Source organism: Stutzerimonas sp. 21-1 (assembly GCF_056336065.1).
Genome location: NZ_CM150500.1, coordinates 3,555,197 through 3,568,546 on the forward strand (window position 1 = coordinate 3,555,197; position 13,350 = coordinate 3,568,546).

13 protein-coding genes are annotated in these 13,350 nt (G+C 66.2%); 10 read left to right on the forward strand and 3 right to left on the reverse strand.

The features are described from left to right. Nucleotides 1–33: 33 nt before the first annotated feature. The 4 genes from ubiA to AC0ZJQ_RS17115 all read left to right on the forward strand — a co-directional run bounded on the left by ubiA (nucleotide 34) and on the right by AC0ZJQ_RS17115 (nucleotide 4,601). A complete protein-coding gene (ubiA, locus tag AC0ZJQ_RS17100) occupies nucleotides 34–930 on the forward strand; it encodes a 4-hydroxybenzoate octaprenyltransferase (protein ID WP_008569581.1) in 897 nt (298 codons plus the stop codon). 182 nt (nucleotides 931–1,112) lie between these two features. After that, nucleotides 1,113–1,802 carry a phosphate regulon transcriptional regulator PhoB gene (gene phoB, locus AC0ZJQ_RS17105; RefSeq protein WP_008569580.1) on the forward strand — a complete coding sequence of 230 codons (690 nt, stop codon included), beginning with the start codon at nucleotides 1,113–1,115 and terminating at the stop codon, nucleotides 1,800–1,802. 40 nt (nucleotides 1,803–1,842) lie between these two features. Beyond that, nucleotides 1,843–3,144 (forward strand): phosphate regulon sensor histidine kinase PhoR, encoded by a 1,302-nt coding sequence (phoR, locus tag AC0ZJQ_RS17110; RefSeq protein WP_102827915.1) that lies wholly within the window; start codon nucleotides 1,843–1,845, stop codon nucleotides 3,142–3,144. Between the two features lie 113 nt (nucleotides 3,145–3,257). Further along, nucleotides 3,258–4,601 carry a hemolysin family protein gene (locus tag AC0ZJQ_RS17115; RefSeq protein ID WP_008569578.1) on the forward strand — a complete coding sequence of 448 codons (1,344 nt, stop codon included), beginning with the start codon at nucleotides 3,258–3,260 and terminating at the stop codon, nucleotides 4,599–4,601. Between the two features lie 20 nt (nucleotides 4,602–4,621). Here AC0ZJQ_RS17115 and AC0ZJQ_RS17120 read toward each other — a convergent pair whose 3' ends face one another. Both AC0ZJQ_RS17120 and AC0ZJQ_RS17125 read right to left on the reverse strand, forming a co-directional pair. After that, a complete protein-coding gene (locus tag AC0ZJQ_RS17120) occupies nucleotides 4,622–5,518 on the reverse strand; it encodes a peptidoglycan DD-metalloendopeptidase family protein (protein ID WP_008569577.1) in 897 nt (298 codons plus the stop codon). A gap of 138 nt (nucleotides 5,519–5,656) precedes the next feature. Beyond that, complete coding sequence (locus AC0ZJQ_RS17125; protein WP_008569576.1) at nucleotides 5,657–6,568, reverse strand: response regulator; 912 nt, start codon at nucleotides 6,566–6,568, stop codon at nucleotides 5,657–5,659. Between the two features lie 187 nt (nucleotides 6,569–6,755). Between AC0ZJQ_RS17125 and AC0ZJQ_RS17130 the strand changes: the two genes are divergently transcribed. After that, the gene (locus AC0ZJQ_RS17130) at nucleotides 6,756–7,553 is read left to right on the forward strand and encodes a universal stress protein (RefSeq protein ID WP_476476986.1); all 798 of its coding nucleotides are present in this window, start codon (nucleotides 6,756–6,758) and stop codon (nucleotides 7,551–7,553) included. On the opposite strand, the gene AC0ZJQ_RS17135 is transcribed toward AC0ZJQ_RS17130, so the two are convergent. Next, nucleotides 7,550–8,317: a ParA family protein gene (locus AC0ZJQ_RS17135; RefSeq protein WP_008569574.1), complete on the reverse strand. Its 768-nt coding sequence runs from the start codon at nucleotides 8,315–8,317 to the stop codon at nucleotides 7,550–7,552. The genes AC0ZJQ_RS17130 and AC0ZJQ_RS17135 overlap by 4 nt on opposite strands. A 439-nt stretch (nucleotides 8,318–8,756) precedes the next feature. Here AC0ZJQ_RS17135 and AC0ZJQ_RS17140 point away from each other — a divergent pair, with 439 nt between their 5' ends. Genes AC0ZJQ_RS17140 through AC0ZJQ_RS17160 form a run of 5 tightly spaced genes read left to right on the forward strand, consistent with a single transcriptional unit; the run spans nucleotide 8,757 to nucleotide 13,329 of the window. Next, nucleotides 8,757–9,965 (forward strand): ABC transporter substrate-binding protein, encoded by a 1,209-nt coding sequence (locus tag AC0ZJQ_RS17140; RefSeq protein ID WP_476476987.1) that lies wholly within the window; start codon nucleotides 8,757–8,759, stop codon nucleotides 9,963–9,965. Next, nucleotides 9,962–10,759, forward strand: coding sequence for an ABC transporter ATP-binding protein (locus AC0ZJQ_RS17145; protein WP_165593758.1), 798 nt, complete (start codon nucleotides 9,962–9,964; stop codon nucleotides 10,757–10,759). The genes AC0ZJQ_RS17140 and AC0ZJQ_RS17145 overlap by 4 nt, the downstream gene beginning before the upstream one ends. Further along, nucleotides 10,752–11,456, forward strand: coding sequence for an ABC transporter ATP-binding protein (locus AC0ZJQ_RS17150; RefSeq protein WP_155550786.1), 705 nt, complete (start codon nucleotides 10,752–10,754; stop codon nucleotides 11,454–11,456). The genes AC0ZJQ_RS17145 and AC0ZJQ_RS17150 overlap by 8 nt, the downstream gene beginning before the upstream one ends. Continuing rightward, nucleotides 11,456–12,346, forward strand: a complete 891-nt coding sequence (locus tag AC0ZJQ_RS17155) for a branched-chain amino acid ABC transporter permease (protein WP_476476988.1) — start codon at nucleotides 11,456–11,458, stop codon at nucleotides 12,344–12,346. Before AC0ZJQ_RS17150 ends, AC0ZJQ_RS17155 begins: the two co-directional genes overlap by 1 nt. Further along, complete coding sequence (locus tag AC0ZJQ_RS17160) at nucleotides 12,343–13,329, forward strand: branched-chain amino acid ABC transporter permease (RefSeq protein WP_476476989.1); 987 nt, start codon at nucleotides 12,343–12,345, stop codon at nucleotides 13,327–13,329. Before AC0ZJQ_RS17155 ends, AC0ZJQ_RS17160 begins: the two co-directional genes overlap by 4 nt. Nucleotides 13,330–13,350: the final 21 nt, after the last annotated feature.

The following is a 13,350-nucleotide window of genomic DNA, read 5'->3' on the forward strand; positions in this document are numbered from 1 at the left end:
CCTGATTCGTCATCTTCCGCACGGAGACCGCCGATGTATCTGAAACTCCTGCAATCGTGCAATCGCCTGCACCCACGCGCCTGGGACTTCATCCAGCTGACACGCATGGACAAGCCGATCGGCATCTACCTGCTGCTGTGGCCGACCCTCACCGCGCTGTGGATCGCCGCCGAGGGCTTGCCGAGCCTCAAGCATCTGTTCATCTTCAGCGCCGGCGTGGTGCTGATGCGCGCCGCTGGCTGCGTGATCAACGATTTCGCCGACCGCAATTTCGACGGCCACGTGCAGCGCACCAGCAACCGCCCGCTGGCCACCGGGCGCATCCGCGTGCGCGAGGCCTGGATACTGTTCGCCGTGCTGGTGACACTGGCCTTCGGCCTGGTGCTGCTGACCAACGCGCTCACCGTCTGGCTGTCGTTCGGCGCGCTGGCGGTCGCTTCGCTGTATCCATTCATGAAGCGCTACACCTATTACCCGCAAGTGGTGCTCGGTGCGGCGTATTCGTGGGGCATCCTGATGTGCTTCACCGCCACCCGCGGCACGCTGCCGCCGGAGGCCTGGCTGCTGTTCGTCGCCAACGTGGTGTGGACGGTGGCCTACGACACCTACTACGCCATGGCCGACCGCGAGGACGATCTGAAGATCGGCATCCGCTCCACCGCCATCCTGTTCGGCGATGCCGATCGGGTGATCATCCTCGGCCTGCAGGGCCTGATGCTGTTCTGCCTGCTGCTGGCTGGCGCGCGCTTCGAGCTGGGGCAGTGGTTCCACCTCGGCCTGGCACTCGCCGCCGCCTGCTACCTGTGGGAATTCCATTACACCCGTTCGCGCGACCGCCAGCGCTGTTTTGCCGCCTTCCTGCACAACCACTGGGCCGGTCTGGCGATCTTCGCCGGCATCGTGGCGGATTACGCACTCAAGGCGGGCTGAACTGCGCTGAGTCAATGTGCGTGATCGTGCGGTAAACAGGCCGCTATCGCGCAAAAAATAGCCAATCAATAGCGCTTTGATGGCACGCCGGCGAACGCCGCCGGCCGCTGCCCTCGTGCTGTCACATCGCTGCAATAATTCCGTTATCTAATGCCGAGCGACAGAATGACCGAGGCGTGACCATGAACGGCAAGAGCATACTGATCGTCGACGACGAGGCGCCGATCCGCGAGATGATCGTCGTCGCCCTGGAAATGGCCGGCTACGAATGCCTGGAGGCGGAGAACAGCCAGCAGGCCCATGCGCTGATCATCGATCGCCAGCCCGACCTGATCCTGCTCGACTGGATGCTGCCCGGCACCTCCGGCATCGAGCTGGCGCGGCGCCTGAAGCGCGACGAGCTGACCGCCGACACCCCGATCATCATGCTCACCGCCAAGGGCGAAGAGGACAACAAGATCCAGGGTCTGGAAGTCGGCGCCGACGACTACATCACCAAGCCGTTCTCCCCCCGCGAACTGGTAGCGCGCCTGAAGGCCGTGCTGCGCCGCGCCGCGCCGACCGACAGCGAGGCGCCCATCGAGGTTGGCGGCCTGCTGCTGGACCCGATCAGCCACCGCGTCACCATCGACGGCAAGCCGGCCGAGATGGGCCCGACCGAGTACCGTCTGCTGCAGTTCTTCATGACGCACCAGGAGCGCGCCTATACTCGCGGCCAGCTGCTGGATCAGGTCTGGGGCGGCAATGTCTATGTCGAGGAGCGCACCGTCGACGTGCATATCCGCCGACTGCGCAAGGCGCTTGGCGAGGCTTACGAGAACCTGGTCCAGACCGTACGCGGCACCGGCTACCGCTTCTCCAGCAAGGTCTGACACCTCACCGCCACCCTACCGTCCGCATGGAGCTTCTCGGTTGAACCAGAACTGGCAAGGCACGCTCGTCCGCCGTCTCCTGCTCCTGCTGGGCGCCTGCCTTCTGCTCGGGCTGGTCACTGGCGAATACGCCTGGATGCTCGTGCTCGGTCTGGGCGGTTATCTGGGCTGGACCTTCCATCAGCTGCGCCGCCTGCAGCACTGGCTGCAGCGCAAGGATGCCGACCAGCCGCCACCCGATGCCGCCGGCGTCTGGGGCGAGGTGTTCGACAACCTCTACCAGTTGCAACGCCGCGACCTGCGCCTGCGCGGCCAGCTGCAGGCGGTTATCGACCGCGTGCAGGGCTCCACCGCCGCGCTCAAGGACGCGGTGATCATGCTCGATAGCGACGGCAACCTGGAATGGTGGAACATCGCCGCCGACCGCCTGCTCGGTCTAAAGAAACCGCAGGACATCGGCCACCCGATCACCAACCTGGTGCGCCATCCGCGCTTCAAGGACTACTTCGAGGGCGACCAGTACGACGAACCGCTGGAGTTGCCGGCGCCGGTCAACGACCGCTTGCGCCTGCAGATCACCATCACCCGCTACGGCAACAGCGAACGCCTGCTGGTGGTGCGTGACGTCACGCGGGTGCATCAGCTCGAGCAGATGCGCAAGGACTTCGTCGCCAACGTCTCCCACGAGCTGCGCACGCCGCTGACTGTGATTGCCGGCTATCTGGAGACGTTGCTGGACAACCCTGAGCAGATCAATCCGCGCCTGCTACGCGCGCTGCAGCAGATGAACCAGCAGACCGATCGCATGCAGCACCTGATCAACGACCTGCTGCTGCTGGCCAAGCTCGAAGCCAGCAACCGGCCGACCGACAACCAGCCGATTGCCGTCGCGCCGCTGCTGCAATCGATCACCAGCGACGCGCGCGCGCTTTCCGGCAGCCACGCGCACCGCATCAGCCTCGACGCCGATGCCGCCCTGTGGCTCAAGGGCAGCGAGGCCGAGCTGCGCAGTGCGTTCTCCAATCTGGTGTTCAATGCGGTGAAATACACGCCTGGCGGCGGCGATATTCACATCCGCTGGTGGAGCAACGAGGCCGGCGCGCACCTGAGCGTGGAGGATTCGGGCCTGGGTATCGAGCCCAAGCACCTGCCGCGGCTGACCGAGCGCTTCTATCGCGTCGACTCCAGCCGCGCGAGCAATACCGGCGGCACCGGTCTCGGCCTGGCGATCGTCAAGCACGTACTGCTGCGCCATCAGGGCCGGCTGGACATCAACAGCTCGCCGGGCAAAGGCAGCACCTTTACCTGCCACTTTCCGACCTCGCAGATCGCGCAGCGCTAACGGCCGGTGAGCCGGCGGATCGCATGGCGCTACCACGCGATCGTCGGATGGTTGGTTGAAAAGCCCGCCCGGCGCCCCCATTCTGAGCGCTCCATTGTCACCCAGAACACCTCATGGACCCTTCCCCCAGTTACGTTGCACCCTCCTATTTCGCTGATCTCGGCCTGATTCTGTTTGCCCTGTTCCTCGTCCTGCTCAACGGTTTCTTCGTCGCAGCCGAGTTCGCCATGGTCAAACTGCGCGCCACCAAGGTGGAGGCCATCGCCAGTCAGCACGGCTGGCGCGGACACATCCTGCGCACCGTGCATAACCAGCTGGATGCCTATCTGTCGGCTTGCCAGCTGGGTATCACCCTGGCGTCGCTGGGACTTGGCTGGGTGGGCGAGCCGGCGTTCGCCCATCTGCTCGAACCGCTGCTGGCGCTGGTCGGCATCGACAACGAAGCGCTGGTGCACGGCATCGCCTTCTTCACCGCGTTCTTCATCATTTCCTACCTGCACATCGTGGTCGGCGAGCTGGCGCCCAAGTCCTGGGCAATCCGCAAGCCCGAGCTGCTGTCGCTGTGGACGGCCGTGCCGCTGTACCTGTTCTACTGGCTGATGTATCCGGCGATCTATCTGCTCAACGCCAGCGCCAACGCCATCCTGCGCCTGGCCGGCCAGGGCGAGCCGGGTGCGCACCATGAGCATCACTACAGCCGCGAAGAACTGAAGCTGATCCTGCACTCCAACCGCGCGCTGAATCCGAGCGACCAGCAGATCCAGGTGCTGGCTTCGGCGGTGGAGATGAGCGAGCTGGAAGTGGTCGACTGGGCCAACTCCCGCGAGGACCTGCTGCAGCTGGAGCACGATGCGCCGCTCGGCGACATCCTCGACACCATCCGCCGCCACAAGTACAGCCGCTATCCGGTGTACGACAGCAGCCGGGGCGAGTACGTCGGCCTGCTGCACATCAAGGACCTGCTGCTGGCGCTGGCCGAGGACGAACGACTGGCCGAGCACTTCGACCTGCACGATCTGCTGCGGCCGCTGGAGCGCGTCTCCAAGCACATGCCGCTCAACGTGCTGCTCAACCAGTTCCGTCAGGGGGGCGCGCATTTCGTGCTGGTGGAGGAAGGCGACCACAAGGTGATCGGCTTCCTGACCATGGAAGACGTGCTCGAGGTGCTGGTCGGCGACATTCAGGACGAGCATCGCAAGACCGAGCGCGGCATCCTCGCCTACCAGCCCGGCAAGCTGCTGGTGCGCGGCGACACGCCGCTGTTCAAAGTCGAGCGCCTGCTCAACGTCGACCTCGACCATGTCGAAGCTGAGACCCTGGCCGGGCTGATCTACGAAACTCTCAAGCGGGTTCCCGAGGAAAACGAGGAACTGCAGGTCGAAGGCCTGCAGATCGTGGTCAAGAAGATGCGCGGGCCGAAGATCGTGCTGGCCAAGGTGCTTCGCCAGGAGTCATAGCGACCGGGGGCGGCGTTCGGTTACTCGCCGCCCACCGCGAAATTCGGCAGGCTGTCGACCGGCTGGGAAAAGGCGAACGGAATCGACTCGACGGCCAGCCCGACGTTGCGCTGCACGACGAAGTGCAGGTGCGGCCCGGTGCTGTTACCGGTATTGCCGGAGCGCGCCAGACGCGTGCCGGTTTCCACCCGCTGGCCTTCCTGCACCGCCACCGAGCCTTTCATCAGGTGCAGGTAGACGCCCATCGTGCCGTCGTCGTGCAGGATGCGCACGAAGTTGCCGGCCGGATTGGTACCACGCCCGCTCTGCTGGTTTTCCACCTTCACCACCATGCCGCCGCGCGCCGCGATGATCGGCGTGCCCTCAGGCATGGCGATATCCACCGCATGCCGCCCCTTGGGCGTGAAGTGGCTGTACTGGCCGTTGGCGCCCTGGGTCAGGCGGAACGGGCCGCCGCGCCAGGGCAGCGGATACTTGTAGGGCTTTGGCAGCAGCCGGGGATCACCCAGCGCATGGCGCAGTTTGGGTGTGTAGCGGAGCGGTTTGCTGGCATCGCGCGGCGCCAGCGTGGCCAGGCGGATCTGGCTGCGCGGCGGCAGCACCCAGCGGATCGGCTGGGCCGGGGCACCCACCGCATTGCTCACACCCTCCAGCTTCAGCTCGATATCCACCGGGGCGAACAGGTCGTTGCGCACCACCAGCGTTTCACCGGCCGCATGCTTGCGGGTTTCCAGCTTCACCTGGTTGTCGAGCTTCTCCACCATGCGGTCGCGGAAGACGAACACCTGCGAACCGGGCGCAGCCTGGTCGCTGTAGGTCACCACGCCATTGGCATCGGTGTACTTGTAGATGGTCAGAGCCAGTGCGGGCGAGGCCAGCAGCGATAGCCCGAGCAAAGGAAGAAGACGCCCCAGCATAACGGCAGTTCTAGTCGTGAAGTCGGTTGGAGGGCGAAGACTAGCAGCGCCGCCAGGGCGCCGCGAGCCACCGACCGTCGGGGTGTGAAGCCGGTCAGCTTGTGCGCGGCGCCTGCCGACGAAGTGTGCGCGACGTACTCAGGCGCCGGGTACGAAGTGCTTCTGCGCTGTGCCGCGCGCAATCAGACGCGACAGGTAATCGAGCTTCTGCGCATCGCGGTCGACGAAGCGGAACGACAGCTGCAGCCACTCGCTGTCGGGCTTGGGCTCCAGCGCGGCCACCGCGTGCAGGTAGCCGTTCAGCCGGGCGATCTCGCCACCCTCGCCCTGCTCCAGGTCGAGCACGGCGCTTTCCAGCACCTGCGGCAGCAGCTCGCCACGACGCACCACCAGCAGCGCCTCCTTCAGACTCAGCGCCTTGATCACGCACGCCAGCGTACCGGCCGCCAGACGCAACTGGCCCTGCCCGCGGCCACCGGTTGCCGCGGCCGGCTTGCTGGCGGCTGGCGCGGCGGCCGGCTGCAGCAGCGGAGACGCGGCAATCGGCGCAGCGGCCGGCGCGGGACGCACCACCTCGGCCTTGCCACCGGTCAGCGCGGCCAGCGAGTCGTTGGCCATCCCGGGCGACAGCGCGCGCACCGGCGCACTGGCCGCCAGCGCGTCGAGCTTGCCGGCGCGGCCGAGTGCCTTGCGCACCTTGCTGGTCAGCTGCTCGTTGGTGAACGGCTTGCCGATGTAGTCCGAAACCCCGGCCTGGATCGCCTGCACGACGTTCTCTTTGTCGCCGCGGCTGGTCACCATGATGAACGGAGTGGTCTTCAGACCCTCCTGCGCGCGGCACCAGGTGAGCAACTCGAGGCCGGACATTTCCGGCATTTCCCAATCGCAGAGGATCAGGTCGAAGCGCTCGCGACCGAGCATCTGCTGCGCCTTGCGGCCGTTGACGGCCTCCTCGATGCCGATGCCGGGGAAATGTCCGCGCAGCCCCTTCTTCACCAGATCGCGAATGAACGGCGCATCATCCACTATCAACACACTGACCTTGCTCATCCATCCCCTCCTGCGAATGCCGGCAAGCATAGCCGCAGCGTACCTGCCAGCAAAAGCATGGCGTCCTTCGCCGCACCTGTCCGTTGCGCCGGATCAGCGAACGGCGCACCGCCATTGAGGCAGCGCGCCGCGGGACAGCGCCCGCCGGGCGCGGCATACTCGCGCTTTCCGTCACCGCGAGGCCAGCATGGTTCAGCACATTCTCGTCGCCCACGATCTCAGCCCAGAAGCCGACCTCGCCCTGCGCCGCGCCGCGCAGCTGGCGCAGCAGAGTGGTGCCCGGCTGAGCCTGCTGCATGTGCTCGACAGTCGCGGCGAGCCGCAGGACGAGGCCAGCGTGCGCGCCGATCTGCAGGCGCGCCTGCAGGCCAATGGCGCGACGATGGCGCAACTGTGGCTGCGACACGGCCACCCGGTGGAAGAGGTACTGACCCAGGCACAGGGGCTGGAGGTCGATCTGCTGGTACTGGGCCGTCACCATCGCCACTCCAGCCTGGGCTTCGCCGGCACCACGCTGGAACGCATCCTGCTGGCCAGCCCGGCGCCGCTGCTGCTGGCAGCCCATCCGGCAGTCGAGCCGTACAGCTGCGCGCTCGCCGCCCTGGACTTCTCACCCTGCGCCAACCGCGCGCTGCAGATCGCGTGGCGATTGCTGCCAGCCGCCGGCGAGCTGCACGCCCTGCATATCCACGAAGTGGCCGAGATTCACGGTGCGGATGCCGACGCGCTGGCGCTGGAGCACGAACTGTTCGAGCAGCTGATCGAGGATATTCAGGCCACGCTGCCGGACAGCCGCGCCACACTCAGCTACAGCCTGCATCAGGGCGAACGCAACAACTGCCTGGAGGCGGCGCTGGGCGAACTGCATCCGCAGCTGCTGGCGCTGGGCGGGCACAGTCGCGGCGAACTCAGCAGCGCCCTGCTCGGCAGCCTGACGCGGCAGTTCCTCGACCAGCCGCCGTGCGACGTGCTGGTGGCGCGCTAGCTTTCGATCAGATCATGCAGTTCGACGAACTGCAGGCTCAGCTTGTGCCGCGGGTCGAAGTGGATCAGCGGCATGCACGCCTGGTGCGATTCGCGCATGCGCACCGAACTCATCAGGTTGACCGGTAGCACCGGCAGGCCCTCTTCCAGCAGCTCGGCGATCATCTGCTGCGGCAGCGCGGCACGCGGCTGGAACTGGTTGACCACGATGCCCTCGACCTCCAGCGCCTCGTTGTGGTCCTCGCGCAGATCTTCGATCTCCTCCAGCAGACCGTACAGCGCCTGGCGCGAGAAGCTGTCGCAGTCGAAAGGAATCAGGCAGCGGTCGGCGGCGATCAGCGCCGAAACGGTGTAGAAGTTCAGGGCTGGCGGCGTGTCGAGATAGATCCGCTCGTAGTCTTCGGCGAGATTGTCGAGCAGTTTGCGCAGCTTGTTGATCTTGTGCTTGGCCTCCAGCTTGGGCTGCAGGTCGGCCAGCTCGGCGGTCGCGGTGATCAGGTGCAGGTTGTCGAACGGGGTTTCGAAGATCGGCGGACGCGCCTTCTTGCCAGCCGGGCCGCTGGCCAGCACCTGCTTGAAGAAGTCGGCGATGCCGGTCGGCACGTCCTCGCCTGTCAGCCCCGTCAGGTAATGCGTCGAGTTGCCCTGCGCATCGAGATCCACCAGCAGCGTGCGGTAGCCCTGGGCCGCGCTCACCGCCGCCAGATTGCAGGCGATGCTGGATTTGCCGACGCCGCCCTTCTGATTGAACACCACCCTGCGCATGTCGCACCTCCCTAACCTGACCGGTCGAGTCTATACGGCAAACATGACAAACAGATGAGCGATCGGAAAAAACCCTAGCCGGTGGCGGCGCGATACGCGCCACACGTCCTGCCCGGTTGCGCCCGTACGATCCCCTGCTACGGTTAGCTCTACCGAATAAGAACAACAAAGGATTGCAGATGCGCCATCGTCAGGGCCGGCACCGCCACCCCCTGCGCTGCGTCGCGAATGCCGACGCGCCGCACCGACGCGCCGCCTCCGAGCGAGCGCTGCCTCGCTATTACGTCATCCACCCGTTCCAGTCTGCGCCCCAGCCGCGCCGTGGCTCGTGGGCCTGCGCGGCCGCCGCTGGGCGCCAGCCTGCTTGCCGCTTCGATTCCCTTCCCTGCCGGGCCGGTGAAACCACCTGCGCCGCGGCTCCGCACGTAAGGAGACCTGCATGAGACTATCCGACATCGCAACAGCAACCCTCGCGGCCGCACTCGCCATCCCGGCATCCGCCGCCGAGATGTCCGACGGCAAGGTGAAGATCGGCATCCTTAACGACCAGTCCGGGGTGTATGCCGACTTCGGCGGCAAATGGTCGTACGAGGCGGCGAAGATGGCCGCCGAGGATTTCGGCGGCAAGATACAGGGCGTGCCGATCGAGGTCGTCACCGCCGATCACCAGAACAAGCCGGACATCGCCTCCAACATCGCGCGGCAGTGGTACGACCGCGAGCAGGTGGACGCGATCATGGAGCTGACCACCTCCTCCGTTGCGCTGGCGGTGCAGGGCATCTCCAAGAGCAAGAAGAAGATCAACCTGGTCACCGGCGCCGCCACCACCGAGCTGACCGGCAAGCAGTGCTCGCCCTACGGCTTCCACTGGGCCTACGACACCCACGCGCTGGCGGTCGGCACCGGCGGTGCGCTGGTGTCCCAGGGCGGCGACAGCTGGTACTTCCTGACCGCCGACTACGCTTTCGGCTATTCGCTGGAGGAACAGACCTCCAAGTTCGTTAAATCCAAGGGGGGCGAGGTCAAGGGCGCGGTGCGCCATCCGCTGGCGAGCACCGATTACTCCTCGTTCCTCCTGCAGGCGCAATCCTCCGGGGCCAAGGTCATCGGCCTCGCCAACGCGGGTCTGGACACCGCCAACAGCATCAAGCAGGCCGCCGAGTTCGGCATCGTCGCCGGCGGTCAGCGCCTCGCCGCGCTGCTCTTCACCCTCGCCGAAGTGCACGGCCTGGGCCTGGACGCCGCCCAGGGCCTGACCCTGACCGAGAGCTTCTACTGGGACCGCGACGACAAGTCCCGCGAGTTCGGCGAGCGTTTCTTCAAGCGCACCGGGCGCATGCCGAACATGGTCCATGCCGGCACCTATTCCGGCGTCATGCAGTACCTCAAGGCGATCGAGAAGGCCGGCACCGACGCCACCGAGCCGGTGGCCAAGGCGATGCACGAGCTGCCGGTGGACGACGTCTTCGCGCGCAACGCCAAGGTCGGCGCCAACGGCCGGCTGATCAGCGACGTCTACCTGATGGAGGTGAAGAAGCCGGAGGAAAGCAAGCGCGACTGGGATTACTACAAGGTGCTGGCCACCGTGCCGGGCGACGAGGCCTACCTCAAGCCGGCCGACAGCGGCTGCGAGCTGGTCGGGCAATGAGTGCAGCGGCAGCACGGCCAGAGGCGCTCGCGACGCCGCAGGAGCATCCGGTGCTGCTCGCGGCGCGTGGCCTGCGCAAGGAGTTCGGCGGCTTTGTCGCGGTCAACAACGTCGACCTCGACGTGCGCCACGCGCGGGTGCATGCGCTGATCGGGCCCAACGGCGCGGGCAAGACCACGGTGTTCAACCTGCTGACCAAGTTCCTGCAACCGACCAGCGGCAGCATCCACCTGCTCGATCAGGACATCACCCGCACCGATCCGGCCAAGGTGGCGCGCATGGGGCTGGTGCGCTCGTTCCAGATCTCCGCGGTGTTCCCGCACCTCTCCGTGCTGGATAACGTGCGCGTGGCGTTGCAGCGCCCGAACGGCCTGGCCAGCCAGTGCTGGCTGCCGCTGCGCTCGCTCAACCGGCTCAACGGCCGCGCCATGCAGCTGCTCGAATCCGTGGGGCTGGCCGACCGTCGTCATGAGCCGGCGGCCGATCTGTCCTACGGGCGCAAGCGGGTGCTGGAGCTGGCCACCACCCTGGCGCTGGAGCCCCGGGTGCTGCTGCTCGACGAACCGCTGGCCGGCATGGGCCACGAGGACGTGCACACGGTCGCGGAGATCATCCGTCAGGTGGCCACCGAGCGCGCGGTGCTGATGGTCGAGCACAACCTCAAGGTGGTCGCCGATCTCTGCCATCAGGTGACCGTGCTGCAACGCGGCGAAATTCTCACCTCCGGCGATTACCGCAGCGTCAGTCAGGACGAGCGCGTGCGGGTGGCCTACATGGGGACCGAAGATGACTGAAGCGCTGCTCAGCGTGCGCGACCTCAACGCTTGGTATGGCGAGAGCCATGCGCTGCACGGCATCGACCTGGACGTGCAGCAGGGCGAAACCGTGACCCTGCTCGGGCGCAACGGCGTGGGCAAGACCACCGCGCTGCGCGCGATCGTCGGCATCATCCGCAAGCGCAGCGGCAGCATCCGCTTTGACGGCAAGGACATGCTGCACGTGCCGCTGCATCGCACCGCGCGCCACGGCATCGGCTACGTGCCGGAGGAGCGCGGCATCTTCGCCACCCTCACGGTGGAGGAGAACCTGACCCTGCCGCCGGTGATCGCCAAGGGCGGCATGACGCTGGCGGAGATCTACCAGTTGTTCCCCAACCTCGAAGAGCGCCGCAAAAGCCCCGGTACCAAGCTCTCCGGCGGCGAGCAGCAGATGCTGGCGATGGCGCGCATCCTGCGCACCGGCGCGCGCCTGCTGCTGCTCGACGAGCCCACCGAAGGCCTGGCGCCGGTGATCGTCCAGCGCATCGGCGAGGTGCTGCAGACGCTCAAGCAGCGCGGCATGACCATCCTGCTGGTGGAACAGAACTTCCGCTTCGCCAGCAAGGTCGCCGACCGCTTCTACGTGGTCGACCACGGCACGGTGATCGACCGCTTCGCCGTCGCCGAACTGCCCGGGCGCATGGCGACGCTCAACGACGCCCTGGGGGTCTGATGACGACGATCTTCGACGTACCGATCCAGGCCTTTCTCGGCCAGCTGCTGATCGGCCTGATCAACGGGTCGTTCTACGCCATGCTCAGCCTGGGGCTGGCGATCATCTTCGGCATGCTGAAGATCATCAATTTCGCCCACGGCGCGCAGTACATGATCGGCGCCTTCGCCGGCTACCTGCTGCTGGCCACACTGGGCATCGGCTACTGGCCGGCGCTGATTCTCGCGCCGCTGATCGTCGGCCTGGTCAGCGCGCTGATCGAGCGGCTGGCGCTGTCGCGGCTGTACAACCTCGATCACCTCTACGGACTGCTGTTCACCTTCGGTCTGGCGCTGGCGATGGAAGGCGCGTTCCGCTACTTCTACGGCTCGTCCGGGCAACCCTATGCGGTGCCGAAGGAACTGGCCGGTGGCTACAACCTGGGCTTCATGTTCCTGCCCAAGTACCGCGCCTGGGTGGTGCTGGCATCCTTGGTGATCTGTATCGCCAGCTGGCTGCTGATCGAGAAAACCAAGCTGGGCGCCTACCTGCGCGCGGCCACCGAGAACCCGACGCTGGTGCGCACCTTCGGCATCAACGTGCCGCTGCTCTTGACCTTCACCTACGGCATGGGCGCGGCATTGGCCGGGCTGGCCGGCATGCTCGCCGCGCCGATCTATCAGGTCAGCCCGCTGATGGGTTCGAACCTGATCATCGTGGTGTTCGCCGTGGTGGTGGTCGGCGGCATGGGCTCGATCCTCGGCGCAATCATCACCGGCTACATGCTCGGCATCCTCGAAGGGCTGACCAAGGTGTTCTATCCCGAAGCCTCCAACATCGTGATCTTCGTGATCATGGCGATCGTACTGCTGGTGCGCCCCGCCGGCCTGATGGGGAGGGACGCCGGATGAACAGCCAAACCCGCATCGTCACCAGCAGGCGCCCGGCGCTGCGCCTGGAAACCGTACTGATCGGCGTCGGGGTGCTGGCGCTGGTGCTGGCGCCGTTCTACTTCTATCCGATCTTCATCATGAAGGTGCTGTGCTTCGCGCTGTTCGCCTGCGCCTTCAACCTGCTGCTCGGCTACACCGGCATCCTCTCGTTCGGGCACGCGGCGTTCTTCGGCGGCGGAGCGTATTTCACCGCTCATGCGGTGAAGGAGTGGGGGCTGACGCCGGAATTGGGCATCCTGGTCGGCGTTGCTGGCGCCGCGCTGCTCGGGCTGGTGATCGGCTTCCTGGCGATCCGCCGCCAGGGCATCTACTCGACGATGATCACCCTGGCGCTGTCGCAGATGTTTTTCTTCTTCTGCCTGCAGGCGCCATTCACCCACGGCGAGGACGGCATCCAGAACATCCCGCGCGGCCGCCTGTTCGGCCTGCTCGATCTGGCCGAGCCGCTGTACATGTACTTCTTCGTGCTGACGGTGTTCCTCGCCGGCCTGCTGGTGATCTGGCGGGTGATCCACTCGCCGTACGGCATGATCCTGCGTTCGATCCGCGAGAACGAGAACCGCGCGATCTCGCTCGGCTATTCGGTGGCGCGCTACAAGCTCGGCGCGTTCGTCATGTCGGCGGCGCTGGCGGGGCTGGCCGGCGGGCTCAAGGCGCTGGTGTTCCAGTTCGCCACGCTCACCGACGTCAGCTGGCAGATGTCCGGCGAGGTGGTGCTGATGACCCTGCTCGGCGGCATCGGCACGCTGATCGGCCCGGCATTCGGCGCGGCGCTGGTCACGGGGCTGGGCAATTACTTCGCCACGTCGGAGCTGCCGGTGACGCTGGTCACCGGGGTCATCTTCATGGTCTGCGTGCTGGTGTTCCGCCGCGGCATGATCGGCGAATTCTATGCCTCGCGCCTCGGTCGCCGGCTGACCCGGCGCGACGACGAGGATTGAGGCCGCCGGCGGCCGCCGCGC